Annotated in this window: 28 protein-coding genes; 3 read left to right on the top strand and 25 right to left on the bottom strand. The window is 63.1% G+C overall.

All coding sequences use genetic code 11. The features are described from left to right. Positions 1-79: 79 nt before the first annotated feature. The 23 genes from AQZ49_RS05895 to AQZ49_RS05795 all read right to left on the bottom strand — a co-directional run bounded on the left by AQZ49_RS05895 (position 80) and on the right by AQZ49_RS05795 (position 19122). Positions 80-2698, bottom strand: a complete 2619-nt coding sequence (locus tag AQZ49_RS05895) for a hypothetical protein (protein ID WP_067613914.1) — start codon at positions 2696-2698, stop codon at positions 80-82. Further along, on the bottom strand, positions 2698-3465 hold the full coding sequence (locus AQZ49_RS05890; protein ID WP_231738912.1) for a hypothetical protein: 768 nt from the start codon (positions 3463-3465) through the stop codon (positions 2698-2700). Before AQZ49_RS05890 ends, AQZ49_RS05895 begins: the two co-directional genes overlap by 1 nt. 44 nt (positions 3466-3509) lie before the next feature. Next, positions 3510-4247, bottom strand: coding sequence for a hypothetical protein (locus AQZ49_RS05885; RefSeq protein WP_067613910.1), 738 nt, complete (start codon positions 4245-4247; stop codon positions 3510-3512). A 23-nt stretch (positions 4248-4270) separates the two neighbouring features. Then, positions 4271-4561: a hypothetical protein gene (locus AQZ49_RS05880; protein ID WP_067613908.1), complete on the bottom strand. Its 291-nt coding sequence runs from the start codon at positions 4559-4561 to the stop codon at positions 4271-4273. After that, positions 4549-5073 carry a glycoside hydrolase family 108 protein gene (locus tag AQZ49_RS05875; RefSeq protein WP_067613906.1) on the bottom strand — a complete coding sequence of 175 codons (525 nt, stop codon included), beginning with the start codon at positions 5071-5073 and terminating at the stop codon, positions 4549-4551. The genes AQZ49_RS05880 and AQZ49_RS05875 overlap by 13 nt, the downstream gene beginning before the upstream one ends. Positions 5074-5075: 2 nt before the next feature. After that, the gene (locus AQZ49_RS22150) at positions 5076-5315 is read right to left on the bottom strand and encodes a hypothetical protein (RefSeq protein WP_156428160.1); all 240 of its coding nucleotides are present in this window, start codon (positions 5313-5315) and stop codon (positions 5076-5078) included. 7 nt (positions 5316-5322) lie between these two features. Continuing rightward, positions 5323-5886 (bottom strand): hypothetical protein, encoded by a 564-nt coding sequence (locus tag AQZ49_RS05870; protein WP_231738909.1) that lies wholly within the window; start codon positions 5884-5886, stop codon positions 5323-5325. A 98-nt stretch (positions 5887-5984) separates the two neighbouring features. Then, entirely contained in the window at positions 5985-7817 is a 1833-nt protein-coding gene (locus AQZ49_RS05865) for a M23 family metallopeptidase (RefSeq protein ID WP_067613904.1), read from the bottom strand. Then, on the bottom strand, positions 7814-8398 hold the full coding sequence (locus AQZ49_RS05860; RefSeq protein WP_067613902.1) for a hypothetical protein: 585 nt from the start codon (positions 8396-8398) through the stop codon (positions 7814-7816). Before AQZ49_RS05860 ends, AQZ49_RS05865 begins: the two co-directional genes overlap by 4 nt. Further along, on the bottom strand, positions 8398-8871 hold the full coding sequence (locus AQZ49_RS05855) for a hypothetical protein (protein ID WP_156428159.1): 474 nt from the start codon (positions 8869-8871) through the stop codon (positions 8398-8400). The genes AQZ49_RS05860 and AQZ49_RS05855 overlap by 1 nt, the downstream gene beginning before the upstream one ends. Next, positions 8868-10670, bottom strand: a complete 1803-nt coding sequence (locus AQZ49_RS05850) for a phage tail protein (protein ID WP_067613901.1) — start codon at positions 10668-10670, stop codon at positions 8868-8870. The genes AQZ49_RS05855 and AQZ49_RS05850 overlap by 4 nt, the downstream gene beginning before the upstream one ends. Before the next feature lie 4 nt (positions 10671-10674). After that, positions 10675-11319, bottom strand: a complete 645-nt coding sequence (locus tag AQZ49_RS05845; protein WP_067613899.1) for a hypothetical protein — start codon at positions 11317-11319, stop codon at positions 10675-10677. Then, on the bottom strand, positions 11316-11957 hold the full coding sequence (locus AQZ49_RS05840; RefSeq protein WP_067613897.1) for a phage connector family protein: 642 nt from the start codon (positions 11955-11957) through the stop codon (positions 11316-11318). Before AQZ49_RS05840 ends, AQZ49_RS05845 begins: the two co-directional genes overlap by 4 nt. A gap of 116 nt (positions 11958-12073) precedes the next feature. Continuing rightward, the gene (locus AQZ49_RS22145) at positions 12074-12244 is read right to left on the bottom strand and encodes a hypothetical protein (RefSeq protein WP_156428158.1); all 171 of its coding nucleotides are present in this window, start codon (positions 12242-12244) and stop codon (positions 12074-12076) included. After that, positions 12244-12681 (bottom strand): Bbp16 family capsid cement protein, encoded by a 438-nt coding sequence (locus AQZ49_RS05835; protein ID WP_067613895.1) that lies wholly within the window; start codon positions 12679-12681, stop codon positions 12244-12246. The genes AQZ49_RS22145 and AQZ49_RS05835 overlap by 1 nt, the downstream gene beginning before the upstream one ends. A 94-nt stretch (positions 12682-12775) precedes the next feature. After that, entirely contained in the window at positions 12776-13792 is a 1017-nt protein-coding gene (locus tag AQZ49_RS05830; protein WP_067613894.1) for a major capsid protein, read from the bottom strand. 157 nt (positions 13793-13949) lie between these two features. Further along, positions 13950-14489, bottom strand: a complete 540-nt coding sequence (locus AQZ49_RS05825) for a hypothetical protein (protein WP_156428157.1) — start codon at positions 14487-14489, stop codon at positions 13950-13952. Between the two features lie 37 nt (positions 14490-14526). After that, entirely contained in the window at positions 14527-14871 is a 345-nt protein-coding gene (locus AQZ49_RS05820; protein WP_067613890.1) for a hypothetical protein, read from the bottom strand. Positions 14872-14900: 29 nt separating this feature from the next. Further along, positions 14901-16568, bottom strand: coding sequence for a portal protein (locus AQZ49_RS05815; protein ID WP_231738907.1), 1668 nt, complete (start codon positions 16566-16568; stop codon positions 14901-14903). Positions 16569-16583: 15 nt separating this feature from the next. After that, positions 16584-16766: a hypothetical protein gene (locus AQZ49_RS05810; protein ID WP_067613888.1), complete on the bottom strand. Its 183-nt coding sequence runs from the start codon at positions 16764-16766 to the stop codon at positions 16584-16586. A gap of 74 nt (positions 16767-16840) precedes the next feature. Continuing rightward, positions 16841-18349, bottom strand: coding sequence for a terminase (locus tag AQZ49_RS05805; protein ID WP_067613886.1), 1509 nt, complete (start codon positions 18347-18349; stop codon positions 16841-16843). 10 nt (positions 18350-18359) lie between these two features. Continuing rightward, positions 18360-18620 carry a hypothetical protein gene (locus tag AQZ49_RS05800; protein ID WP_067613884.1) on the bottom strand — a complete coding sequence of 87 codons (261 nt, stop codon included), beginning with the start codon at positions 18618-18620 and terminating at the stop codon, positions 18360-18362. A 76-nt stretch (positions 18621-18696) separates the two neighbouring features. Next, positions 18697-19122 carry a hypothetical protein gene (locus AQZ49_RS05795; protein WP_067613882.1) on the bottom strand — a complete coding sequence of 142 codons (426 nt, stop codon included), beginning with the start codon at positions 19120-19122 and terminating at the stop codon, positions 18697-18699. Between the two features lie 345 nt (positions 19123-19467). Between AQZ49_RS05795 and AQZ49_RS05790 the strand changes: the two genes are divergently transcribed. Together AQZ49_RS05790 and AQZ49_RS05785 are read left to right on the top strand one after the other, a co-directional pair. Continuing rightward, the gene (locus tag AQZ49_RS05790; RefSeq protein WP_067613880.1) at positions 19468-20121 is read left to right on the top strand and encodes a LexA family protein; all 654 of its coding nucleotides are present in this window, start codon (positions 19468-19470) and stop codon (positions 20119-20121) included. Between the two features lie 89 nt (positions 20122-20210). Beyond that, positions 20211-20591 (top strand): hypothetical protein, encoded by a 381-nt coding sequence (locus AQZ49_RS05785; RefSeq protein WP_067613878.1) that lies wholly within the window; start codon positions 20211-20213, stop codon positions 20589-20591. A gap of 58 nt (positions 20592-20649) precedes the next feature. On the opposite strand, the gene AQZ49_RS05780 is transcribed toward AQZ49_RS05785, so the two are convergent. Then, positions 20650-22872: a bifunctional diguanylate cyclase/phosphodiesterase gene (locus AQZ49_RS05780; protein WP_067613876.1), complete on the bottom strand. Its 2223-nt coding sequence runs from the start codon at positions 22870-22872 to the stop codon at positions 20650-20652. Between the two features lie 264 nt (positions 22873-23136). On the opposite strand from AQZ49_RS05780, the gene AQZ49_RS05775 reads away from it, so the two are divergent. Further along, the gene (locus AQZ49_RS05775) at positions 23137-24297 is read left to right on the top strand and encodes an AI-2E family transporter (protein WP_082701613.1); all 1161 of its coding nucleotides are present in this window, start codon (positions 23137-23139) and stop codon (positions 24295-24297) included. Here AQZ49_RS05775 and AQZ49_RS05770 read toward each other — a convergent pair. Further along, on the bottom strand, positions 24252-25472 hold the full coding sequence (locus AQZ49_RS05770; protein WP_067613874.1) for an acetate/propionate family kinase: 1221 nt from the start codon (positions 25470-25472) through the stop codon (positions 24252-24254). The genes AQZ49_RS05775 and AQZ49_RS05770 overlap by 46 nt on opposite strands. Positions 25473-25603: the final 131 nt, after the last annotated feature.

The raw sequence follows: 25603 nt of genomic DNA, 5'->3' as shown, positions 1-25603 counted from the left end.
GGGATATTCGACATCGACGCGCAGGGATTCGATTTCTTCATGTGCGGGAGTGTGCGCCGTCTCGATCATCGGGGTGGCCTCAATTGTGCCCGTAGCAGGCCTGCGTATGGCCAGCGCTGTTGATCAGGGTGAGGTCTGTGGTGGAGCTGATTGGCACGCCGGCATATCCGGGCTGAAGGTTAACGGTGACCGTCGCGCCAGACACGCTGGCGGCGGTCATGGTGCCTGCCAGATAGTTGGTGCCGCTGTTTACCGTGCCGTTGCGGATGAAAAATTGCTGCCCGGCGGCGAACGTGGCGGGTGCGGCCAGGGTGATGGTCAGCACGCCGGTCGCCGCGTTGTATGACAGCCCGTTTTCACCCTGGGTGTTGGTGCCTGCGCCCGAAACATAGGGGACGATGGCATAGCTATCCATCGTGTTGGCATAAGGGTCGGACGGGTTCAGCAGGTTGACATTGCCGCTAAGCGTCGGGCCGGTGCCGGAATCGAGTGTGTAGCCGATCCAGCAATAGTATTGCCCGGTCGGATCGAAATAGTTGTTGTTGAGCGTAAAGCCGGCCAGCCTGGTCGCCTGAAACGCCACGCCATAGGAATTCTGCAAGTGGCGCGCGTTGTTCTGCAAGTCCGACACCAGCACATTGTGATCGATCGATCCGGTCAGCGTTCCCAGCGGCACGCCCATCAGGTTGCTGTTGGTCTGCGGCCAGAGGATCGCCGTGCCGCCATATCCCCATGCCGAAGGCGTTTGCAGATAGGCGTTATAGCTGACCACATAGGTCGTGGTGCCCCCTAGCACGCCGGGGGTGTAATAAGGCGCGGTCATCTGCGTTGGACCAATGTTGCCCAGCGCGTGGTTGAGCGTCCATGTGCTGCCCGAGCCGCCGACGATGTAGGTCGGCGAAGGTATGGTATCATAGGTGTTCATCGCACCGGGCCCGACGTTTCCGATCGACTGGCTGAGCGTCCAGGTCGATCCACTGCCCGATACAATGGTCATTGCGGCTGGGATGTTGAGGCCAGAGCCCGACGCGGCTGAAATGATTTGGCCTGCAGCAAGGGCACCCGAGGTAAGGCTGTTGACGGTCAGCGTGTTGCCACTGATCGTGCCATTGATCATGCCATCGGCGGCGCCATTGGTGGTGATATATTGCCCCGCCGTCAGCGTGCCCGACAGACCCGACACGGTGAGTGTGTTGCCGCTGATCGTGCCGGTGAACGTGGCGCCGCCGGTGGTGGCGGCGGTATTCCACAACTCATCGTGGCCAAAATTGCTGTAGACCCAGCCATAATTGCCCGATCCGCCATAGGTCCAGTCGCTGTTGTTGACGACGCTCCGGAAGGTCAGGTGCGTGGCATCGGTGGCCTGAAAGGTATAAGTGCCGCCCCAGTAATCGCCCGCTGCGCCGCTGCCTGTCAGGACCAGGCTGTAATAGCTGCCCACCGGGATGCCGTGAGGCACAACGGTCGTGACGACTTCTTGCGCGGGGGTGGATGGCGAAGCGGTGCTGCAATTGGCGGCACAAACAATGCCGCTGAACAAGACGCCGGGTTCCGGTTTGTAGAGCATACCTTCGATATAGTTGTTGGCGAAAACAATGCTGTGGTTGCCGATGTTGACATTGCCCATCCCGAACAAGCGTCCCGGCATGTGCATGAAGGCATTGAATTCGATCCACGCAGTCCCGCCGGAAATGCCCAGCAATTGACCATTGACCGGTGCCACGCCGACCGTAGCACCCGTCACCCATCCCGTGATGGAGCCGGCCGCATATGTGGTGGAATTGAAGCTGGCGCTGCACAGCGCAGTTTCCAACGCAGTGGCCAGCGCATCACCACCGCATCCATAGACGGTATTGTTGACAAAGGCGAAGCTGGTGAGCGTGGTTGAGCTATTGGCAAAGGCCACCGCATAGACCGCTGCGGCATTTTCTGGGCCTGCCTGGGCCGTGCCAGATCCCTGGTTGATGCCGCCCCAGATGTCGCAATTGGGTCCTTCGACAAACAGGGAATTGCGCATGATTACGTTCGCTGTGGTCGGGCCGGTATTCGCCGCGCTGGTGCCCCAGCCTTTGTTGGCGAAGGAGATTGGCACGCACCCCCAACCGGTGCTGCTGTTCCACGCGAAATTGTACCCGTCAAAGATCAACTGGTTCGACGATCCGGTGCTGTTGCTGCAATAGATGCCCGCACCGCCCAGCGGAAAGGGGAACGGCGTGGCCGTGGTGCCCGCCGCCACACCGCCCGAAACGGCCGTGTTCGCGGCATAGAACTGGCAGTTCTCGCCTTGCCGCTTTGGGTTGATCAAGGGGTCGGTGGCGATTTGCGCCGGGTCTTTTAGATACGAGGGGTGCAGATTGCCGAGCGTAGGCATTTGCCAGCGTGGCATGCCGACCGCATAATCGACCCCGGCCACATTCCATGAAGGCCGCGTGGGATAGACGACCGGTTGCACGCTTGTGGTGCTGTCATAGGCTGAATACCAGGGATTTGTCGTGGTCCCCGCAGGATAGGTGACCCCGGCAGACCCTTGCGTGGCATAGCCGCGAAAGAATGTCGGCACCTGGACCGAGCCGCCGTTAAAGCAGCCGTCGTTAGTGGTCGACGCGTTGGTGCAGGGCGTCCCGCCCCAAACAATCGGGCGTGCATGCGCGGGTGATGCGAACAGCAGCGCGGCCAGAATGGCAATGATCAGGCGCATCAGCAACCAGCTCCCAAAAGCAGTCCGAAACAGCCAAGGCGAAACGTGGCGGCGGTCTGAAAAAGCAGGACGACGGAATTGTAGTTATGGGTAGAATTGGCGGTGGGCGTGGCGCCAAGCGTGGCGGTGCCGTTGGTCAATGTGCGCGCCGACAGGAAGAATTCGGGCCGGTTGGTGGCTCCGGCAACCCGTGCGCCGATCGAGGAAAACCCCCCGGTGTAACTGGCCATGCTGTCGCTGGTGGCGCCGGTGCCCAGGGCGATGATGCCAAGCGCCCACTCCGAACTGTAGCCAAGGCCCGGTGAGGCCGCGAACGTGGTGGGCAATCCATTCGTCAGAGTGGTGCCGGTGACTTGCGCACCCGCTTTGTCATAACCGACGAGGCCCGACACGATGTATGCCTGGATCGCCCAATAATAACTGCCGGTGTCGGTAATAGTGATTGCGCATTGCGTGGTGCCACCGCTGCCGCAGGTGGTGCCGCTGGTCATCGCGCCCGATGTCGAAGCGCACACCGCGACGGCGATGTAGCTGTAGACATTGGGAAAGGCGTTTGTCGGATAGGCACCGCTGCAATTTGTGGTGGCGGCATTGTCGGCAATGGCCGGTTTGGATGACGGTGTCGTCTGATCGACCACCACCACCACGAGAAATGATCCGGCCGGCACCGCCGCCGTGATTGGCGCAGTGCACGTCGTGGCCGATGTGGTGCATGTGACATCGGCGACTTTGGTGACAGTCTGCGCGCTGGCATCGGGCGCGGACATCCACGCGATCGCCAGGGCTAGAAGGGCGAATACCTGCCGCATCGTCAGAACTGCGAATACGTGAGCGAACCGGCATAGTTCGCGGCAGTGGAAAAGACCGCGCACAGCGCATTGCCAGATGGCACGACATAGACCGGCCCAAGCCCGACGCCGGCTGAATATCCGCTGTTGGCGGTAAAGGCCATGGTGTTGCCGTTGGCACCATCGAGATAGGTGGTGCCGCTGCCGCAATTGGTGCCGGTGCCATAGACCAGCGCAAACCCCGCCGACGTCGCGGTGATCACATGGACATGGGTCACATAGATCGATTTTCCCGACGCCAGCGCCACGAGCTGCACGGTACCGCTGGTGGTGGCCGAAATCGCCACAGTGCTTGCGCCTTGAATCAGGCTGACTGCCCCGTTGGTGCCGGTTGCGACAGTGGGAGCGCCGCTGATCGGTACAGCCACGCCGCTCGCATTTCCCTGAATGGTCAAGGGATAGGCGCTCGACGTGCCCACCGCCGTCGCGCCTTCAACCGCGCCGACCAGGACCGCGTGGGTTACCTGGGCATTCAGCGGAGCGTTGATCGCGGCGGCGACGGTCGCGGTGTTGCTATCGAAAGTGTTGAGCGGATTGCCGCTCGTGCCAAACGGATTGCCGTTTTTGTCGACCACGAAAATACCGTCGGCTGTCGTGACCTGGTTGCCCTTTTGATAGGTCGGCGCCTGCGCCGTCTGCGCAACCGCCGTCAGCGGGATCCAGCTAAGCGCGTACAGCGCAAGGATGCGTGTCAGTTTCATCGGGATGCTCCGGTGGAAAAGAGTCAGGAAGTTGGGCGCTGCCCATCATCAAAATCGCGATGCGGGCGGGGCTCCGTCGAATTGGTGCCCCAGACCAGACCGCCGATCGCCGCGACCACCAGCGGGACATAGACCTGTAGGGCAGTCATGAAGGTCGCCCAGGTCTCAACCTTCACGATCCCTGCGATGATCGTGGCGGCGGCCGTCACCGGTAAGCCGATCAGCAGGACGAGCGCGATCGAAAAGCCGATCAATCGTCCGATGGCGATCGTCTGGTTGTCGGCACCGGTCAGCGCCTGTTTCAGCCAGCCCATGCCAGCGCATCCTTTTCAATGCGCGCGACCCGTGCCAGCCAACCTTTGCCGAACACCGCAAAGGTGGGCAGCGCGCCATAGTGATCCCGGCGGGCGTCGCTGAACCGGCACACCAATTTCGTGAGGCCGATCTTGCTGGCATAGGTTCCCACCGCGTTGAGCGTGGTCGGGCCCGGTTGTCCGTCCCCAGGCGCGCCGACGATGCCTTGCAACAGTTTGACCGCAGAGCCCGGACCGCCGTTGACCGCGCTGTCGAACACCGCCAACGCCAGTCCGATCGGCAGTTTGTCGCCGGCAATCTTGTCCCAGAACCACCCTTTGTAGAGAGGGGCGACTTTCGCGGCGGTCAGCCCTTTCATGACGTCAAGGGTCGCGGGTTGCCCGCTCCACGCACGCCATGTGCGCGCTGTGACGCCGAGATTGGTCGCTCCGCCGGGATCACGGGCGTCATCGACAAAACCGCCTTCTTCGCGCAGCACGATATGCAGCGCATCGGTGAATGTGTGCAGCATTGCTATTTCCAGAAATGGCTGATGAGGGTGCCGGCAAACGCGCCGATCACGGCCGCAATGGTCACGATCGCCCACCACGCGCCCTTGCGCTCATTTTCGCTGGCCTCGATGCGGGCCAGGCGATCGTCGATCCGTTCAAGCGTTTCCTCAACACGGTCGAAGCGCTTTTCCATCGCCTCAAGCCCCCCCTCCACACGACCAAGGTCGCGGTGCAGATCGCTGTAGGTTGTGGGGTCTGCCATGGTGCGTTCACTGCGCCACGCGCACGGTCAAGCTTCCGGCGGTAAGCGTGATCGACAAGTAATAACTTGCAGTCGTATCGGTCTCGATCAGGATCGGTTCGTTGACGATGGCGCCGCTCACATTGGTGAACTGATATGATGCAGCGATCCCGCCACCTTGTGTCACGCCGATCTGGGTGGCGCCGCCGTCGTTCGACCGCAGCAATTGTGCACTGCCCGACGCCGCGGCAGTGGCGTTGAGCGTCAACCAGATCTGGCGTGAAAGCTGGGGCGCAAATGGTCCGATGACATGGTTTGCCGTGTCGTTGATGTTCGCCGTCAACGGGGACGATGTTGCCCCGACAAAGGGGGATGTCAGTGTCGATAGCGTTGCATTGCCAATGGCCTGGTTCGCCGCGGTGGCCGCACCGCCCAGCGATCCCAGATTGACTGTACCGACGGTGTTGGTGCTGGCGGCAAGTACCGTTGTGGTCATTTCCGCAAATGTTCCGTCGCCCATGTCGACAAGACGCTTTTCAACGACACTGCCATTAAGACCGGGGAGGAGGTAAGGGGTGATGATATCGGCCATGCGTCACTCCTTGCGCCCGATCCGCCGGGGATCGGGGCGCTGGCTGGCGGGGGGGGTATATTGGAGACGCAACACGAGAGCGCGCCTGCAGGTCAGATCTACGATGGATTGACCTGGCTTTGGATCGCATCGCTTACGGTGTTGGCAATCGACGGGCGATCGGACAGATCGATCCGGTTGAGCCGAAGCTGCGTTTCGGCCTGATCCTTGATCACGGGCAACGTCTCATCCGGAAGGCTGGATCCGTTGGTGAATTCGTGCAGAGCCATTGCATCAAGGACTGCGGAACGCGGATCCTGCGCAGGTTCGGGCATTTGGCCTGCGGCAATGTTCGCCTGGCCAGCAGCGAGCTGCGCCAGATCCTGTGGGTGCAACGCGCCGATCAGCGGGGCTAGATTGATCTGCGCAAACTGACCCGGTGACTGCCGCTGCATAAGCTCCAGTCGCAGCGCGACCGGATTGTCGGGCGAAGGCAGGCTAGGGGCCCCGGCCTTGTCGCGCAGTGCATCATCAACTTGCGCAAGCGTTGTCGGCGTCATCTGTGCGGTCAAATTCGGCGGCAGATCGGCGGCCTGCGTGATGCTGTCCGGTGCCGCAGCAGCGATCGAAACCACCGAACGGCCTGCTGCAAGATCGGCATTTGCCAGTTGCGCCTGGTCTCCCGCCATTCGCCGCTGGGCCAAATTTGCGGCAAGCGCCTTGTCATCGGGCGACATATCCTGACGCTGGGCAATCCGGTTGAGCACGGTTGGCATATCCCAGCCGCGCGGCGCATTCCCAGAGCCGATCATCGTCCCGGCCCCACCGGCGCTGCGCAACAGGCCATTGGCATCGACCGTGTCGCCTGCAGGCGTCGCGGCAGCCAGCGTCATCACCGGCCCGGCGCTGCCGATCACATGCGCAGGCGTGACAAGATCGCCCGGCGCAACAGAGGCCAGGCCCAGCCCGCCATATGTTGCGCTGCTGCCATCGGGGTGCACGATTCGCACCGTTGCCTTGTCGGATCCGTCGCCGATTGAGGCCACTCTGCCGCCCGCAAGCGGATAGACTGCGGCACCAACCGGAGCTGGGATCGCCACGGTGTCGGGCGATCGGGCACCAGGCGAGGTATCAAGTGCGCTTGCAGGAGCATCGCCGCCGCTTGCCTGGGCAAAGATCGTGTCCATACGCTGGCTCTGCGCCGCGTGGCCAAGACGGGCTACCGCCAGTTGATAGGCCGCCGGGGTCAGCGTGTCGCCCCACCCACCGACGATGTGGGCGGCAAATTCCGGTTCACCGGCGGCCAGCGCTTGTCCGACCGCGCTGGCCACGGCGCCGCCGACTGCGGCACGCGCAGCGTTGGCGCGATCTTCAACGCTTGCTTCGGGACCGGCTTGCCCCACGGCAAGGGCATGCACCGCGCCGAGTCCGTCGACGAAGCGGGTCGGGTCCTGCCAGGCCGCTGCCGCCGATTGTTGCGCGGCCTGCATGGTCTGGTCAGCGACGGCCTGTCGCTCGACGGCCATTTGCTGCACAGCATGGCCAGTGATGCGATTTGCGGCATCGGCGATGGCGGGCGCCATCTGCTGGTCATAGGCTGCGATCATGCCGGGACTGGCCAGCGTCGCCTGGCCATCGGCCTTTATCCGGTCGAGTTCGTCCAGCGCCTGCGGTTGCGCCGTGACTGCGGCACCGCCTTGCAACCCGGCATGGGTATCGACCAGGTTGGCTAGCGCGACACGGTCCTGCAAGGCGCGTCCGCGCCCGGCCGTGTCGTCGCTCAGCGCCTGGATCGCGGACCGCAGTCCTCCGACGGGGGCAAGTTCGGCACCCCCGGCAGCCAGCACGCGACCAATGGTGCCCGCCAGGTTGGGGCCCTCCGGCGCGGAAAACCGCGCCTTGTAGGCGTGGATCGGAACATAGGTCGGCGTGAATGTCGGCGCGCGCATCATAGCCCCATTCCCGCCCTGAACGGCGCATACTGGCTTGCACCGCCCAGCGCGGTCCCGGACGAACCTGTGCCAAGCGAAGCCAGCCCCCCTGACAGTCCGGTGGACAAGCTGCTGCCTGATCCGCCCGCAAACAGGCCTGCGCCCAGATTGAACAGGCCACCTGCCAGTGCGGCGTCGCCCCGGCTGTTGGCAGCATTGGCCTGGGCCAGATCATTGGCGACGCCGATATCGGCGCCCATCAGGTTCTGGTTGCCCTGCGCGTAGATTCGCGAAAGATTTTGCTGGCCCATGATCTGCGTGCCGTTGAGCGCGTTGGCAGCCGTGCCATAGCCAGTGGCATCGCCGCTGGCTGCGGCCATCATGTTCTGTTGCCCGCTGACCTGGCCCATCTGCTGGTATTGTTGCAAGGCGTCCTGGCGCATGTTCTGCTGGCTGATCTGGGCCGCGTTGCTTTCGGCGGCTGCATTGGCATCTGCCGCGGCGGCCTGAGCGCGCGCCTGTCCGATCGACGAGGCCATGCTGACCCCGGTGCCGATGGCACTCAGCCCGGTGGCGATAAGGGGAACGACGGGCGCGCACATCACTTGATCTCCCGGATGAAACGCCGAAACGCGACATCGCGCGTGACGACAGGATCCTGTTCCACAGTAAATCCCCAGTGTTCGAGCAGGCGGATGGCCTGTCGGTTGTCCGAGGACACGAAATTGCAAAGGCGGCGACCGTGCCGATGCATCGCGGCGATGATGCCAGGGCCGCACGCAAGCAGCAGTCGGCCGCTGCGCGCCACCTGATCGCTGCCCAGAAACCACGGAATTGCCATGTCGGCGCAGGCCGGTTCGATCACCACGCCAAACATGGCGTGTGGTTCGTCGCCGATCAGCGCGGTCCATGTCCGCGCGCCCGCCGACAATCCGTGGCAGAGCGCCTGTTGCGGGGTCTGCCCCATTGCTGCGCATTCGATCCGGTCGATCCGCCGCATCCGCCCGGCCAGGCTGTCGATGTGGCCGGCGGCGCCGGGCACCAGCCGGATCGGGGCGGTCAGGCGACCGGTCATCCGCCTATCACCGGATCGACCGCAACGCCCAGCAGGGTGAACGGCATCGGTGCGGTCTGGTTGATCCACACGGTGCATTCGTCGCGCACTTTGTTGTCCATCGACATCAGATAGACACCGTCAAACAGCGCGTTTGGCGGATCGGTCATGCGCGGCGGCACCGGGAACAAGTCGGTATAGCCGATCCCGGCGTTGATCGGGCCGGTCTGGCTCAGGGTAAACACCGATTTGGTCGGGTTCTGGATCTTGCCGATATTCGATCCTTCGCCAGGGACATTGATGCGCAACGGCAACGTCTCGATATCGACGCTATAAGGCAGGCCAAATGATACGACCGACCCGCTGTCGATCGACGCGGGCAACGTAACGCTGCCATTGGTCACGGTCAGCCCGGTCACCGGGACGCCATCGACCAAGCCAGCTACGTTGGTCGCACCTTCGAGATGCCACAGGCCGGTAAATGTCGATTGCGGGGTCGCAAAACTGGCGGAAACCGCGCAGTCAAGAAAACAGCTTTCTGCCAGCGTATCCCAAAAGTGCGACACCATTCGCTCGACAAAGCGGTAGGTCTGCCCATTGATGGTCCGCTGGACGATCAGATAGACGCGATCCTCGCCGTCTTCTGTGATCGAACAGACCGATTGCACCAGGCCGTCAGTCTGGCACTCGGTCCAACCCCAGACATTCTGTTCCTGCTCCCAGGTAAAGCACAGCAGCACGCCATCATCGCGCGCCGCCCAGATCAGCGAGCAAGGTTCCTGACTGTAACACCACGACACGATCGTGTGGCCGAGGAAAAAGTGCGGCGAAAAAATCGTGATGTCGTTGGCGCGCAGCCCGTCCATGGTGAAATCATAGCCCAGGCTGCGGATCGATGACCCGAGCGAGGGCACATAAAACACCACATTGTCGACCACGAGCGGGGGCAAGCGCGAAGAGCCCCGGCCCACTTCGCGCTGGATCACCGGCGGACTGGCGCCATCAAGCGGTGCGCCATTGCCGTCGCCATCGATCTTGAACACATTGTTGCTGGTCAGCGCGAGCAGCGTGGTGGTCGATGTCAACTGGTTCACCGAGTTGACTTGCCCGGCCATGATCGCAAAGCTCATCGCGTCGTCGGCACGCAACGGCCTGGAATAGTCCATGTTTTCGATCAGCGCCGATTTCGATGTCCAGATGCCATGCGGCACGTTGGTCGAACGGGCCCAGATCGAACGCTGCTGAAACAACGTCACCGTCGATGGATAATTGCCCGCGATGGCAAAGGGATTGTTGGCCACCGGCGGTGCCTGATCATAGGCTGGCCCGATGTTGTCATCGATGAAGGATAGCTGCGTCGTCGTGCCGATATAGCCATAGAACTGCGTATTGTTGGCCTTGTAGACGTTGTACCGCGTTGCGCCGGATGCCGCTGGCCAACTCAAGGTATTGTAATTGCGCTTCAGCGTTAGATCGTTGTAGGCGCTGACCGGTGGCGATCCGATACTTTCCTCGGTTGTGTTGTCGTCCACTGCGGTCACGCAATAGACGGCGGTTTCGGGGAAATAATTCAGGCCGCTGTCGGCGGCATCCTCATCCGCGATCGTCGCTGCCACAGTGGTCGAGGATGGCGGTGATATTCCCGGCACAAATGTCACCGTGGCAAACGACCAGCTCGCATTGTCCGAACGCACCAGCTTAGTGGGGGGATAGTTCAGATGCGCCAGATAGAGCGTGTCGGCGGTCTGTTCGTAATCGAGATCGGCCAGATCCACACCATTGTAAGGCGATCCCGCGTGGTAAACGAGCGAAGCTCCCATCGGATCAATCCTCCAGACTGTTGGCGCCAATTCCGCCACCGTAAGATACGGTTGGGGCTGCGGGGGCAGAGACAGGGGGCGCGACGGTCGGCGGCGGGACCACCACCGGCGGTACGGTATTGGCCGTTCCACCGGTACAGCCCGCAAAAACGGCGCATGTGGATGTGTCGGCATTGATCGTCACGGTGTTTGCATCGATCACCGAGACCACGGTCCAGGTGCGGTAATTCAGGACCGCTCCCATGCCCCCGATGACCCCGTCGATATAAACGAGACTGCCAACCGACAGACCATGATAGGGGATGGTCAATTGTGCGTGGACGGTGTTGGTGATCCCGGCAATCGGCTGCTCATTGGCCAGGACGCGTCCGCCCAGCGCACAAGGCGCCATATAGCCCTGGCCCATTTCCAGCGCGTAAGCCTGTGTCATCGAGAACTGGAACGGGATCAGCCGGGTAGGCTCGGTGGGATTGATCACCTGGCCGACCAACCGGGTCCCGGGGCGCTTGGTCACCCCTCCATACTTCATCACGATCACGTTGCGCGCCTTGCGCAGCGCGGATTGCCATGTGTCGACGTCAAAGCGGCCATAAAGCTGCGGGCCAAGTTCGCCTTTGGCGAAATTGACTTGCGTGATGCGCTCGGTCACAGGCCGCCTCCGATCCCCGACCGGGCAAATGCGGCCTCGCTCACAAAACGTGCCGGAGGCCGGACCCGCTGGTTGTAGTCTTCGGCGATGGCGCGTGCGCGCGCGAGTTCGGCGGCTTCGCCCAGTTCGCGTGCCAGCCCGGTGTCCTTGCGGATTGGCACCGCAACCCGTGCGGCCAGTTCCAGGGTGAATGCGCGCTGCACCAGCGGTGGCAGAACGGTCGGATCGGTTAGCACCGCAACATAGACCAGCGTGGCGTTCCACACCTTGGTGTAGATCAGGCCGCCTTCATGCAAAAAGGCGAGCGGAACCGCATCCTGCACTGGAAACGGATAAGGGCCCCCCAGCGGCAGCAGCCAGGCCGGCTGTTGCATCTGGCGGATCGCCAGCGGCCGCGCGCAATTGGCGGGTACGGTATAGGCCTGCGTCCACTCCGCGAGCCGGTCGTTGGTGGCGGCGGTCAGCGTCGCGCGCGTGACCGCCCAACTCCAGTCCGACCACAACGACACTTCGGCCAACAGCGGTGCCGCAAAGCGGCTGACTTCGCGCGCTTCGATCGAGTTGTCCGTCACATCGGTGATCGGACCGGAGGCGATTTCCGCCAGAGCCATGTTGCAGATGTCGTCGAGCGTTGCCATGCCGGAAAATCCTGTGAAAACATTGCCGGTTGCTGCTGCCACGCCGTTCCGGCGGGCTGCCGTCGATGCAGGGCGCCGCGATTGACCAGGCGCCCTGCATCACCGTCAGGCCGCGATCACTTGCCGATCGGGGCCGACTTGCGCGGCGCGGTTGCCAGGGGCGGCGGCGTTTCGAGCGGAATCCATGCCAGTCCGGGCGTTTCGTCGCTGGAAAACACCTCGCCCGTGTCGATCAGGCGTCCTGCGGTGCACAGATAGATCGGTTCGCGTGCACGAAAGCTGGGCATCAAAGGCCCCCGCAGTTGTTGTTGTTCTGGCGGCTGGCAACGATCGAGGCATTGATGGCGCCGGTCGTCGCGGTGCCCACGACGGTGTAGAAAAGCTGCAGATAGCGCGCATTTGCTTCTTCCACGAGCTTGGGGACCGCGAAAAGATAACCGGCTACCAGCGACGCGGCGGGAACGATGGCCCCGCTGTCCACCTGGGTCCAGTTGACTCCGTCGGGCGAGGTTTCGACCGACACCTGCAACGAAGTAAGTCCGGTGAATGTCTGCGCCACCGAGACGGCCAGGTCGACCGGTTGGCCCTTACCGATGTTGCGCACCAGCGGAACCGTCGCGCCGTACGGCGTGCCGGTCGCGCCAAGGTCGATGGCATTGGTCGACGGTGCCGAAGTGGTCACCGCCTGCTGGTTGCTGAAGACAAGCGAAGTGTCGATGATCATGAAAGAATATCCCCGTCTACGGGATGGCTGGGTCCTCCAATGACGCGAAGGGACCCGATCCCATTGAAAACCAGATCGGTTTGTATGTCTGCGCTTACGACACCAGCGTTTCGGTGCTCAGCAGGGCATCGGTTTCGCGGATCGGCATGCCGCGCCAGGTCATTACTTCCTCGCCCTGGATTTCCATCGGCGTCAGGCGGACAAAGTTGTCGACCCCCGAACGGCTGTTGGTGCCTTCGGCATCAAGCGCTTCGAGCAGCGTTCGGTTCATGTAGATCACCGTGCGACCGGGACTGATCTGGCCTTCTGCTTCAAGGCGGTACGAACGACGACCTTGCAGCTTGTAATAGGCATGGCGCATCAGTGGGTTGAGCGCGACCGTCCCGGAAATCACGCTGGGCACGTCGATGTTGGCGATCCGCGCGTTGTAGCGCCAGTCCTTGACGCACAGTCCGACATGCTGGGTGAATTTTTCTTCCTTGACGTAGAACGGGTTGCCGTTGGGATCCATGACCCGCTGGCGCCCCATGTCCTCGCGCTGGATACCGCCTGGAATGTTGTCGGGAACGATGGCCGAAGTCTGCATGTCGCCGTGGGTGACGAACCATATCGACGCGTTGTTCGATCCGGTCGCTCCGCCGCTGATCACATTGGGATTGGCCAGCGCGCTGAAGCGAGGCCCCAGACCATGGAACTGCTTGCCATTGATCTTGACGTCCGAATACCAGATCGCGCTTTCGATCGTCTGGGCAATCGCTTCAAGAAAGCCCTGGCCTTCCACCAGCCGCAGCTTGGCGGATTCGGCCGGCTTGAGGTTGAGCAGACGCTCATCGACGCTCGACAGACCCTCGACAAAGCCGGTGGTGTCCTTGACTTCGGTATAGTTGCCTTTCGACTGGGCAATGCCCTGATACAACGCGCCCCACGACACCGAGGGCAGGCCGGTACGGATCGACGAGCGGTGTTCGGTCCCGCTGTTGCATGAAATGACGTTGGCGTCTTTCATGAACGGCGTGAGCTGGGTCAGCGCTTCGACCACATCACCGATGCCGTCGCTGCTGGACTTCAGAACGTCGATCAGATTCCAGTATGAGCTGCCAAGAATGGCCATTGGGTGGTCTCCTTAGGAAAATCCCGCCAGATTTGCGGGCACGGACGATGCCGGCGGTGGGGTACTGGGCGCGATGCGGCCGGCATCATGCGCTCCTCGTGGCGTCGGAACCGATCTGGTACCGACGTGCAGCTTCGAACGGTTGGACTTGGTTGTCCTAACGGGACTCGTTGGGGTAAAGGCGTTCCCACACCGGGCGGTTGCGGCTGGTGGCAGTGGTCGGGCGCACAAAGCTGCCGTCTTCGCCGACCAGTTCGCCCAGCCGGCGAAATGCGCGGATCATGTCGGGGTGGTTGCCGAATCCGCTGTTGTCCAGCGCCTGGCGAAACGGGTGACCCTGTGCATAGCCCAGTGCATCGAGGCCCTTGGCTGCAAAATGTTCGGTTTCGGTACGCCGCGCACCGCCGATTTCGGGATCGGACACGAAGGCCTGGTGCCACGCCTGTTTCTGCGCGGCGGCGGCGCCCTCGATCTGCCGCACCACGCTTTCCTGGGTGCGTGCCATGATGTCGCGCGCAACCGGCAGCAGCTTGTTGGCGGCATCGTTGCTCAACCCGACATCGCGCAGGATCGGGTCGGCCTGCTGGACCAGCGTCGGGTCGATTGCATAGTCTTCGAGCGCCAGTTCATACCGTTCCGGGGTCAGAGTGGCAGGCGGCGGCGTGACCAGCGCTGCGCCGGTTGGGTCGCCAGCCACCGCCAAGGGCGCCTGGCTCTGTTCGGTGGGTGCTGTCTCAACCGTCGCGGGGGAGCTCGTCGTAACGGGCACGGTCGCGGGGACGTCTTGTGTCACGTTGGTTTTCCTTGCAATTGAGCGCTTCGGTCAGGCTGAGGCCAAGCGTGGTGATCCCATCGGGATCGGCACTGCGCACTGCTTCGCTTTGTCCGGCGTGCACCAACATCAGCAGATCAAATCCGAGGGCCCGGCGCCCTTCGAGATGGGCCAGATCGCGGCTCGGTGCCGTGCTGGCGGATACGGTATGGCCCAGGATTCCCGCACTTTGGATCGCGGCAAACAAAAACCGGCGAAATTCGGCGCGGGCGAGCAGAAATTCGGCATCCTTTGGGTCGAACGCCATTGGCAATGTCCAGTTTGAAAAAGCGCCGGTCAGGCCGGGGGCAACAATCGCGCAAGCAGGCTGTCGCCATTGCCGACATTGGTTGCTGCGAGCAGTCGCGCCGCATCGGCACCGGCCTTCATGGACGGCATCGCGGCGAGCGCCTGCGCGGTGGCGGTCTGGGCCGCACGTGCCTTGCGCAAGGCGGCGACTTCGCGTTCGGGCCGGATCAGACGGGCCGGCGCCCCGGCGCGATAGCCGTATTCGTCGACTGCCTCGTCGAAATCGATCATGTCGAGCGCCTCGGGATGAACGGCGGCCAGATTGCCGACAAATCCGACCACGCGCTCGATTTGCCCTAGCCCGACCATGCGTTGCATCTGCTGCAGGATCGACACGAATTCGACATTGAGCGGCTTGTTGGACAGGGCCGCCGGAACCGGCGGCAACATGCCGCCACGTTGCAGAATGCCGAACGCACGCTCGATCGCGATTTGCAGTTTTTCGTTGGTCACCCGTTCGATCACCGGGCCCAACTGGGTCAGCTTTTCCTCATTGCGTGACGCGATTTCCTCGACCGTGCGCGGCTGGATACCGGCCATGTTGGTGATCGCGTTGAACAAGTCGGCATAGGCCAGCGAATCGATCTGCTGGCGACATTTGTCCATTTCCTCGCCGATCGCCGCCACCGCCTGATACGGCATCTGGTAGGGAATGAAGATCTGGTCGCGATCGACCCCGGCCGCGGCGACCACGCGCCCCGGTTCACCGGTCAGGCGCACGTTGGGCGGCGCGATCTTCTCGGGTTTGACCATCTGGTCGATCGCTTCGTTGCGACGCTTTGCCTGCATCTGCAATTCGCGCAAGGCGGGCAGGGCCTCCATGCCGGGCGACACACCATAAGTATCACCGCCCACGACATCCCAGCGGGGCGCCCAGAACGGTTGTTCGTTGTAACCCGACAGGCGCAACAGGCTGTCCGACCGGTCTGCCGTGTCCCAATAGATCGATCGCCACGGCTTGGCGCCGAATTGCAGCGGGTTGTAATCCGGATCAGGCTCGATGGCGTGATAGATCTCGACCGCCGCCTCGTACTGGCTGCGGTCATAGAGCGCGCGGATCACCGGCGAACAGGCATTGCCAAACGTGTCGACCGCCTGTTTTACGCTCATCGGGCAAACCCGATAGAGCGTATCGGGCACCAGCGCGTCGGACAGCCCGATCCAGTATTCGCCGAATGTCAGCGCATGGCACACCGCGCCCGCTGTCGGGTGCTCGACCATCACGCAGCCCTCGGTGCCGAACAGCCCCATCTCGCCATAGCCGGATTTGGACGCGGCATAGAAATTGGTCGACGCGAAAAAGGCATAGAGCCGTCGTTCGACATCCGACAGCCAGGGCCGCACGCCGTTGGCTTCCATCAGCGTGTCGTTGGCCAGCTTCAGCGTGAACCAGGGGCGCGATGCGCTCGACAGGCCGCTCGTCATGCCGTTGGTCAGCGTGCGGAACGCCTCGATCCCGCGCGGATCGAACAGCGTGCGGTTCCACATCCGGCGCCGTCCGCCGTTCTGGTCCTTGCTGCCACGCAGAAATCGCGACCGGGCCGGCTGGGCAAACCGCGCGATCTGCTCTGCCTCGGACTCGTAATCGGCCCGCACATTTTTCATCAGGGCCAGCCGCTGTTCGCAGTGGCTGCGAAGGGTCTCGTTGCCATTCATGTCGCGCTGCGCTCCTTAACCGAGCGTCGGATTGGAAACGGTCGGCGAACCGAGCACGCCTTGTGGCCCGATGACCATCCCGGCCAGCACGGTGCGCTGCCATGCCTCGGGATCAACCGAGCCTGGCAGCGCGCCCTGATCGGGCAATTGGGTCGGCTGGCGAACCGGGACCGTCGGGATCGTCGGGGTGGTGCACATGCTCGCCTCCTGTGGTTGATGATCACGGCTTAAACCGGCGGTGACCGGGTTTGGATCGCGAGGGACACTTTGGTTCAATCCAGCTCCGTGTAACGGTCCTCGTCGCGCATTGCGGCGACCCGGCTGGGATCGAGCCAGTTGGGCATCCGGCGCGGCAGCACGGGCTCGGCAAACGTGCAGGCCAGCGCGTCGGCCCAGTCGGGGCTGGGCAGCCCGCGCTTCTTCATGTCAACCTTGCGCTCCAGCCGCACGCGGGTGTCGTCGGCGGCAAACCCATAAGTCGGACCGGCCAGATCATCGCGCAGGCGCGCGCCATCGGGGATCGCCCCGCGCCGCAACCAGGCGCGCATCCGCGTCCAGATTTCGGCGCGCTTGTTGGCGGTATGTACAGCGACGCCGGGCTCCAGTTCGGCGTCGCGGCCTTCGCCGCCGAACCACACTTCGATCACCGGCACATCGCCAACCAGTTGCCGCAGGCGGTCGACGATCGCCGCACCGATGTTGCCAGCATCGACCATGATCGCGTCAGGCTGCCATTTCTGGGTGGCCAGCGCGATGTCCCCGGCCAGGCTCATGGCATCCGCGCCGCGCCAGGCCTGCCACGGCCGCGACCGGGCATCGGTGCCGCAGCGGATCGCCAGGACACTTTCATCATCACCATAGCGCGCGCAATCGACGCCGAAAATCATCGGTTCGCCACCGGCCAGCACCGGTATCTCGCGCATCTGTGCTGCCTCGATCTCGCGCTGGCCGATGAATTGCATCGCATTCGCCGAGGGAAACCGGCCAAGTACCCGCACCCGCGCAATATCGGAATCTTCGCCGAATGTGCGGACCAATTCGTCGAGATAGGCCTTGTTGGTGCCTTCGACATCGCGTGCATCAATTTGCGCGCCGTGCCACAGCGCGCGGTGGCGGCCAAAACATTCGCGAAACGCGCCACGCGCGTGGGTCGGATTGCCGAACGCCAGCCAGATGATCTCGGTATCCGCATCGGTCAGCGCCCCCAGCGCCACTTCCCAGACTTTGTCGGCAATCCCCGAGGCCTCGTCGAACACCAGCACGATGCGTTTGCCCTGGTTGTGCAATCCGGCAAAGGCTTCGGTGTTGCTTTCGCTCCAGGTCACCAGATCGCAGCGCCACGATTTTTCGCGGCCCGCCATAGTCGAGGTGATCGCGGTTGCCGAATGCCGGAACCACGCGCTCGTTAACGCCAGTCCAGCCCATTTGGCGAGTTCTGGCGCGGTCTTGGTACGCAATTGCGCCTCGGTGTTGGCGGTCACGATCACCCGCGTGTCGGGGCAGGTGTCGAGCGCCCATTTGACCAGCATGCCGATCAGTGCCGATTTGCCGATGCCGTGGCCCGATGCGCGCGCGACCCGCAGCGGCTGAAAACGCCGGGCCGGGTCCGACAGGTGATCGCGGATTTCGGCCATCACCGCGCGTTGCCAGGTGCGCGGTCCGGCCATATCGGCCAGATCGCCTTCGCCCCAGGTAAATGCATATGTCGCATAGCCGAGCGGATCGGCGGTGAAGGCGCCGATGTCGTTCGCCAGGGCCAGCACCGGATCGGCATCGGCCATTGCTGGCGCGTCATGCACGGGAAGGGGTGATTGATGCATCCGGTGTGGCCGTATCCTTGCTGTCGCGCTGCCGATGCACCCGCAAACGCGCGCGTTGGATCGCGGCGACGGGGTCACCGGCACTCGACAATTCGAAATCCTGGCGGGGTTTGCCCCACGCGCGATCGAGCACGGCATTGGCCGCACTGACCCGTGCCGTTGCCGGGGCATCGCCATTGGTCATGATCGCGACCAGCGTGGCCAGCGCTTCGCCTGTGTGGTTCCTGGCCATGGCTGCATCACCGCGGCCTGTGGCCACAGGGGCCGGGGCACCGCGGGGTTTGCGGGGACGGGCCGGTCTGGCGGGTTCAGCGCGCGGCATAGGGCTTGCGATCACCTGGCAAGCCCATCGCCGCGGCCGAGCGCGCGCCGCGGCGCACCAGCGGTCGGTCGCCATGCATCGACGGGTGGCGCGCGGTCTGTTTCCCGGTGGCGACGATTTCGACCAGGCGAAATCGCTGAAACCTGCTGACGCGGATCAGGCCGTGGCTTTCCAACTTGCGCACCAGTTTGGGCCCCATCGAGGTCGAATTGAACCCGGTGGCGACTTCCAGATCGATGTTGACCGGGCAGGGGTGGCCATGTTCGGCCGCATGGTTGATCAACCGATAGGCTATCCGTTCGGCCGGGGCGAGCTGGTCCGCCATCACATGCGGGGGCAGGGGCATCGGCAGACGATTGCTGTCGCAGTCGTCATCCCAGAACGCGTCGAGGCAGTGGCTGGCCGTGTGCATCGCGGTGATATCTCCCGATCGGGTCAATCCAGGGCAAAAGGCGGTGGGGCGCCTGCTTGACGCACCCACCGCCAGAGGTTGCGCGCGCCGTCAGGGGAAACGGTCGCGCGCCTTGCAGCCGGGGCCGGTGGCTGTGTCACCGGCAGGGACCGGGACCATTCCCGGTCGGCACCGTCGCCAGCGGGGGAGGGGGGGGCGACTCGGTGACTTGGGCTGCATAAAGACGCATTAACGGAAAATCTGATAATCGGATATAACAACCAATCCGAAAATGGATATAATTCGCTTTTCCAATTGCAGTTAATCTGATATTGCGTTGAGACACACTCCGGAAAGGGACGCGCCATGCGTGCTTTCGATGCCATGCTCGTGCGCCAGACGATGAAAGCGCGCTCTATCAGCCAGGCGCAACTCGCGCGCGATCTTGGTTTTGCAAGCCAGTCGGCGGTCTCGGCGCTGCTCGCCGGGCATCGCCGGGTTACTGTTGACGAAGCGGCGGCGATCTATGCGCTGCTCGGGCTCGACGGGGCGGGATCGGGCGCGACGACTGCGCCGGATCGGGCCGAACCAGCCTCTGCACGGCTGCGCGATGGCGGTGCTGGCGACAGCGTTCCCGATTATGGTGTGGTCCCGGTGATCGGGATTGCCGGGGCCGGGCGCTGGCGTGAAGCGGTCGAAGTGCCGCTCGGCCATATGCCGGTGCCCGCCCGGCTGGCCGGGCGCGGCGTGTTCGGTATCGAGGTCAGCGGTGATTCAATGGACCTGCTGATCGATGACGGCGGGCTTATTTTGGTCGATGCCGGGCAAAAGGAACTCGCTCCGGGCGGGGTCTATCTTATTGCCAACAGCAGCGGCGAAGCGACCGTCAAGCGATATCGCCGCGATCCCGCGCGGTTTGAACCATGTTCGAGCAATCCGGCGCATCGCCCGTTCCTGATCAGCGATGATGACTTTTCGGTGCTGGGCAAAGTCGTTTGGAAAAGTGCGCCGGTGATCTGATCGTGCCCAGGTCCAAGGGCTGCGATTGTAACCATCTTAAAATCGGATAATTGACGGATTGTACTGCTGCAGGAAGGATACGCCTTTCCATGTCGCATTTCCGTCCGCCCGGGCCACCCGGCCTGTGGCACCAAAGCGTCGCGGCGCACGATCTGTTGGCCGATCTTGGCCCGCGCGACGTCCGCCTGACGCTTGTGCGCGGCGCACCCGGCCCTGATCGGCTGGACTGGCATCCGGACAGCGATCACGGCGCGGCCACATTCGCGGCACTGGCGCATTTGCGTCAACAAGCGGTGGGGCCGGCCTTTGCCATGGCGTGCGACGATTGGGCGCGCGGCGCCGCGCTTGCCGCTGCGCAGCGCGCGCCGACTGTCGCTGGGTCGGTTGCCGCGCGCTTCGGTGATCCCGGGCGCTGGCTGGGCTTCGGTCCGATCGAAGCCACGCGCCGCTTCCGCGCGAACTGGAGCTGACCGGCATATGCCCGGCAATACAAGGGAAAACACACCAAATCCGATCGCATCGCCTCGTTCAGGCCCGCAGCATCGTGCCCGTCGTCTCGGCAAACAGCGCATTGACCGATGCCGGCGAGGTCGGGCGACCCATCAGAAAGCCCTGGAATTCGTGACATCCCGCGGCAATCAACAAGTCCTTCTGGTCCTCGGTCTCAACACCTTCGGCAATCACGCCGAGGTGGAAACTGCGAGCCAGCTTGACGATTGCGCCGACCAGCGTTTCGGCTTCGACACTCTGTCCGAGGTCAGCCACAAAGCTGCGGTCGATCTTGATCTTGTCTACCCGGAACCGGTGCAGCAGCCGCAGCGATGAATAGCCGGTACCAAAGTCGTCGAGCACGATCGCAAATCCCAGCCGTTTGAGCGCCGCGAAGTTCTCCATCGTCGCGGGGCTGTCGGTCAGCAGCGCGGTCTCGGTCAGTTCGATATCGAATTGCACCGGGTTGATATGCGCCGCAGCCGCGATCTGGATCATCCTGGCTGCAAAACCCGGCGCGCGCATCTGCACCGCGGATACGTTGATTGCCACCCGCACGCCCGTCCAGTTGCGGGTTTCGGCAAACACGCGGCGCAACACGAATTCGCCGATGCCCAGGATAAGGCCGCATTCTTCCGCCAACGGTATGAAGGTTGCCGGTGAAACGGCGCCCAATTCGGGATCGTTCCACCGCAGCAGCGCTTCATAGGCGAGGATCGTCCCGTTCGCATCGACTTGCGCCTGATAGACCATGTGAAACGCCCCATGGTCGAGCGCATGCCGCAGTCTGGTTTCGAGCACGCGGCGGGTCTGAAAGGCCGCTTCCATTTCCTGTTCGTAGAAGGTGATACAACCACGCCCGCGCGCTTTGGCACGATAGAGCGCCAGGTCGGCCTGTCGCAGCGCCAGCGACGGTTCGCGCACGGATGCATCGATCATCGCAACCCCGATCGAACAGCCGACGTCGAGACGCCCGAATTCGCTGTCGACAGGCGTCAGCAGTGCGCCAAGACAGCGCTGCGCCAGATTGGCAATCGCATCGCGGTCGGCCGCCAATGCGACCAGAACGAATTCATCCCCGCCGAGACGGGCGGTGAAGGCGCCGTGTTCGACCCGTGCCAGCGTACGCAACCGGTCGGACATGACTTTGAGCAACTCATCGCCAGCCTGATGGCCCAGCGTGTCGTTGACTTCCTTGAAACGGTCAAGATCGATGCACATCAGTGCCAGCAGTGGACGGCGGCTCGACACCGTGGACAGCATTGTGCGCAACCGTTCGAACAACAGCGCACGATTGGGCAGCATCGTCAGCGGATCGTGATAGGCCAGATGGCGGGCGCGCATTTCGCTCGCCAGCAGTTCGTCCACCACCACGGCGCTGCGCCGCACGATTGTCCAGCCAACCAACGCCAGCATGGCCATCGCGGCCAGCAACGGGGTGACCATACGGTGCAGCAGGACCGATCCCGGTTGACGCGGTGCCCAGCTCAGCGCGCCGACCACTGTGCCGTCGGGCGTGCGCAAAGGCACTGTGGCACGGTTGCGGGCAAGGTCGGGCGCCGGTGCCAGCTTCAGATCGTCGAGCAGATAGCGCGCGGCAAAGCTGCTCAGCATGGTGCTGTCGATCGGGATGGCGTTGATGGACACGCTGGCGCGTGGTCCTTTGGGTTGGACCATGCCCAGATCGGGCTGCACCAGACTGGCCATCACGACATAGACTTTGCCGTCGGCCCGCACGAAGCCGTTGGCCTGGATCGGCCGGGTAATCGGTCCCTGGCCTTGCGCATGCGGCCGGATCGGGCCGCGCCGCGCCTCGGCGGCGCGAATGGGCTTGAGCAATTGCAGGACAATCGGACGAAATGGTTCAAAGCTGGTGAACGGTGGATGGTTGCCCATCACATAGGCGTACGTAACTCGGCCATCGCCATCGATGAAAAATGAATGGGTGAACCCATCGAATGTATAAAGCTGATGGCCGAAATCGAGATCGGCGAACGTCAGATCCATCTTGCGGTCGATTTTGGCAACCGCCGTATCCCAATCGACCTGCGGCACGACGATGTCATTAAACTGATGTAACTGCTGTGAAAAACCACTTTCAACCATGCGCTGTTCGCGCTTGATCGCGGTGTCGTTGAACCGGTCGACCAGGAAAACCACCACCAGCACCAGAAGCACCAGGGCGCCCAGTGTCATCGCGACGATCGGCACCAGCAATTGCCGTTTTCGCGATTTGTCGATGATGACGGTCTTGACGCGCACCCTTGCGATTTGTCCCTTTCGCCAGGCCCAATATGGTCACATTGGCAGACGGTCCTAACGCAAGCCCGCTAAGTCTTTGCTAACATTGCGCAGACGGAATAGCCTAAGTTGGAAAAGTGCGCCGTTCAGGGGCTGATTGAAAATTCCGATTTTGCCGGCCATTGCATGAGCCATTGCGAGATTCGCGCATTGCGGATTTCAATCGGTCATTCGGTGCGGCGACAAACTGGCAATGTCGGCAGGTTTGGCGTAACCGTGCATTACATGGCCCAAGCACCTGATCCGATCCAGCCGCCCGGAACCTTTTCGCGAGACAGCGATGATCCCTGGACACCCGTGCAGCGACGCACCGGGCTGGTCGCGCTTGGCCTGTTTGCCTTGCTCGGCCTATGGACCCTGCGGGTGTTTTTGCCAGCGGTGGGCTGGGCGATCATCCTGGCGGTATCGCTGTGGCCCTGGCGTCAACGCGCTGTGTCGCTGTGGCCGGGCGGGGCGGATTTCACCTGGCCAGCCTTGTTCACGCTGACAGTCGCGCTGTTTTTTGTGTTGCCGCTGGTGATGGTGGCACATGCGGTTACCACCGATGGCAGATTCGCTCTGCAATGGGTGCTCGATGTCCGGGCTCATGGTCTGGCCATGCCCGATTTTGTCGCCCATCTGCCCGCCGGCCCAGCGATTGCCGCATGGTGGGATACGCATCTGGCAAAGCCTGGTGCGCTGGGCAATCTGGGATTGCCGGGTGCGGACGGGCACTCGCCGTTCGGCACCGGGCAGCATTTGCTCGGCCTCGTGCTGCACCGTCTGGTGCTGGCGGTGTTCCTGTTGCTGATCCTGTTCTTCCTGCTACGCGATGGCGAACGCGTTGCCAGCAGCTTGCGCGTGGGATGCGAACGCGCATTCGGGGCGGCTGGTGTCAATGTCGCGATGCAGGCGTTGCGCGCCGTGCGCGGAACGGTCAACGGCCTGGTCGTGGTGGGGTTTGGCGAAGGCGTCCTGCTGGGACTGGTCTACGAACTGTGCGGCGCTCCCCATGCCGCGTTGCTGGGATTGCTGACCGGCCTGCTCTCGGTGGTCCCGATGGGGTCGGTGGTTGCGGCCGCCGTTGCCGCCGGCCTGCTGGCCTCTGCCGACAAGATGCTGTTTGCGGTGGTGGTCGCGGTAATTTCCGCCGTGGTGATCTTTATCGCCGATCATTTCGTGCGCCCGGTGATGATTGGCGATGCCACGCGGTTGCCCTTTCTGGTTGTTCTGCTGGGGATCCTTGGGGGGATCGAAGCGCTTGGCCTGATTGGTCTGGTGGTCGGTCCATCGCTGATGGCCGTGCTCATGCTGCTGTGGCGCGAATGGGTCGGATCACAACAAGGCCCGCTCAATCCCGCTCATGCCTCGCCGCGCGTGCCGGATGAGGCGCCGGAGCTGCCCTGATCTGCGCTTGAACGGGCCACGACATCACGCGTGTGGCTGGCAATCATCGCTTCCTCGTTGGTGGCGATCACGCGGATATCGACTGTGCTGCCGGGGGCGGCGATACAGGATTTGCCCGCCGCATTGGCCCCGGCATCGATCTGCAATCCCAGCCATGTCAGCCGGGCGCAGATGGCAGACCGGATCGGCGCGGATCGTTCCCCGATCCCGGCTGTGAACACCACGCCGTCGATGCCGCCCAGCGCGCTGACCATGCCCGCCAACTCGACTGCGATGCGATAGGTAAACTGGTCGATCGCCGCAACGGCATCGGCATCCTGGCTGTCCAGCAGGACGCGCATGTCGCCACTGAGGCCTGACAGGCCGAGCAAGCCCGACCGATGGTACAGCATGTCCTCGATCTCGGCGACGCCGTGTCCTTGGCGCGCCAGATACAAGATCACCCCCGGATCGATCGAACCGCAGCGCGTTGCCATGATCAGCCCATCCAGCGTGCTGAAACCCATCGTGGTCGCCAGACTGATCCCGCCGTGCAGCGCGCACAGACTGGCGCCCGCGCCAAGGTGGGCCACAATCACCCGGCCGCGCGCCAGCATTGGTGCCTCCAGCTTCAGCCGTGCGGCAATATATTCATAGGACAGGCCGTGAAAACCGTAACGGCGCACACCAAGGTCGCGGATCGCGCGGGGCACCGGCACGGTCTGTGCGCGCGGTGGAATGGTGTGGTGGAATGCGGTGTCGAAACAGGCGACCTGCGGCAGGTCGGGCAGCAATCCGGCAAGCGCGCGGGCCGGAGCAAGGTTGTGCGGCAAATGCAGCGGATCGAGCGGGACCAGCGCCTCCAGGGCTGTCATCAGGGCTGGCGTGATCCGTGCGGGCCCGATGTGATCCATCCCGCCATGGACAATCCGGTGACCCGCGCTGGCCAGCCCACACGGCCCGGCCCGGGCACGGACCATCACCAGCAAATCCGTAAGGATCGAACCGAACGTCGCTGGCGTGCGCGACCAATGCAGATCGGGCAGTGTGCTTCCCATGGCATCGTGCGCGGTCAGGTGCGGGGTACAGTCGATGCCTTCGATTTCGCCACGCAGGATCGGTGCGAGCAAAGCATCGAACAGTGCGAACTTCAGGCTGGAAGATCCGGCGTTGAGTGTGAGGATGGCCCCGGACATGGTGTGGTCTCCCGACGGTCGTCGCGCGTTTGCCAAAGGCGGAGGCTGGGCCATGTCGGCCACCGTGTCATGCGGTTTCACCGACTTTGGGTATATTCCGAACCTGCCGCTCTGCTGCACGGGCGATAGCA

It is taken from the genome of Novosphingobium sp. FSW06-99 (assembly GCF_001519065.1).
GTDB lineage: Bacteria > Pseudomonadota > Alphaproteobacteria > Sphingomonadales > Sphingomonadaceae > Novosphingobium.
The sequence above is the reverse complement of the archived record's forward strand: the minus strand, read 5'-3'. Positions and strand labels throughout refer to the sequence as shown.

Coding starts and splice junctions, on each gene's coding strand:
- AQZ49_RS05895 (WP_067613914.1), bottom strand. CDS start 2,698: ATGCGCCTGATCATTGCCATTCTGGCCGCGCTGCTGTTCGCATCACCC.
- AQZ49_RS05810 (WP_067613888.1), bottom strand. CDS start 16,766: ATGTGCACCACCCCGACGATCCCGACGGTCCCGGTTCGCCAGCCGACC.
- AQZ49_RS05820 (WP_067613890.1), bottom strand. CDS start 14,871: ATGGCGTTCGACCCAAAGGATGCCGAATTTCTGCTCGCCCGCGCCGAA.
- AQZ49_RS05875 (WP_067613906.1), bottom strand. CDS start 5,073: ATGCTGCACACATTCACCGATGCGCTGCATATCGTGCTGCGCGAAGAA.
- AQZ49_RS05870 (WP_231738909.1), bottom strand. CDS start 5,886: ATGGCCGATATCATCACCCCTTACCTCCTCCCCGGTCTTAATGGCAGT.
- AQZ49_RS05850 (WP_067613901.1), bottom strand. CDS start 10,670: ATGGGAGCTTCGCTCGTTTACCACGCGGGATCGCCTTACAATGGTGTG.
- AQZ49_RS05840 (WP_067613897.1), bottom strand. CDS start 11,957: ATGGCAACGCTCGACGACATCTGCAACATGGCTCTGGCGGAAATCGCC.
- AQZ49_RS05855 (WP_156428159.1), bottom strand. CDS start 8,871: ATGACCGGTCGCCTGACCGCCCCGATCCGGCTGGTGCCCGGCGCCGCC.
- AQZ49_RS05835 (WP_067613895.1), bottom strand. CDS start 12,681: ATGATCATCGACACTTCGCTTGTCTTCAGCAACCAGCAGGCGGTGACC.
- AQZ49_RS05790 (WP_067613880.1), top strand. CDS start 19,468: ATGCGTGCTTTCGATGCCATGCTCGTGCGCCAGACGATGAAAGCGCGC.
- AQZ49_RS05890 (WP_231738912.1), bottom strand. CDS start 3,465: ATGTCCGCGCCCGATGCCAGCGCGCAGACTGTCACCAAAGTCGCCGAT.
- AQZ49_RS05805 (WP_067613886.1), bottom strand. CDS start 18,349: ATGGCCGATGCCGATCCGGTGCTGGCCCTGGCGAACGACATCGGCGCC.
- AQZ49_RS22145 (WP_156428158.1), bottom strand. CDS start 12,244: ATGCCCAGCTTTCGTGCACGCGAACCGATCTATCTGTGCACCGCAGGA.
- AQZ49_RS22150 (WP_156428160.1), bottom strand. CDS start 5,315: ATGGCAGACCCCACAACCTACAGCGATCTGCACCGCGACCTTGGTCGT.
- AQZ49_RS05770 (WP_067613874.1), bottom strand. CDS start 25,472: ATGTCCGGGGCCATCCTCACACTCAACGCCGGATCTTCCAGCCTGAAG.
- AQZ49_RS05800 (WP_067613884.1), bottom strand. CDS start 18,620: ATGGCCAGGAACCACACAGGCGAAGCGCTGGCCACGCTGGTCGCGATC.
- AQZ49_RS05785 (WP_067613878.1), top strand. CDS start 20,211: ATGTCGCATTTCCGTCCGCCCGGGCCACCCGGCCTGTGGCACCAAAGC.
- AQZ49_RS05815 (WP_231738907.1), bottom strand. CDS start 16,568: ATGAATGGCAACGAGACCCTTCGCAGCCACTGCGAACAGCGGCTGGCC.
- AQZ49_RS05795 (WP_067613882.1), bottom strand. CDS start 19,122: ATGCACACGGCCAGCCACTGCCTCGACGCGTTCTGGGATGACGACTGC.
- AQZ49_RS05880 (WP_067613908.1), bottom strand. CDS start 4,561: ATGGGCTGGCTGAAACAGGCGCTGACCGGTGCCGACAACCAGACGATC.
- AQZ49_RS05865 (WP_067613904.1), bottom strand. CDS start 7,817: ATGATGCGCGCGCCGACATTCACGCCGACCTATGTTCCGATCCACGCC.
- AQZ49_RS05860 (WP_067613902.1), bottom strand. CDS start 8,398: ATGTGCGCGCCCGTCGTTCCCCTTATCGCCACCGGGCTGAGTGCCATC.
- AQZ49_RS05775 (WP_082701613.1), top strand. CDS start 23,137: ATGGCCCAAGCACCTGATCCGATCCAGCCGCCCGGAACCTTTTCGCGA.
- AQZ49_RS05830 (WP_067613894.1), bottom strand. CDS start 13,792: ATGGCCATTCTTGGCAGCTCATACTGGAATCTGATCGACGTTCTGAAG.
- AQZ49_RS05885 (WP_067613910.1), bottom strand. CDS start 4,247: ATGAAACTGACACGCATCCTTGCGCTGTACGCGCTTAGCTGGATCCCG.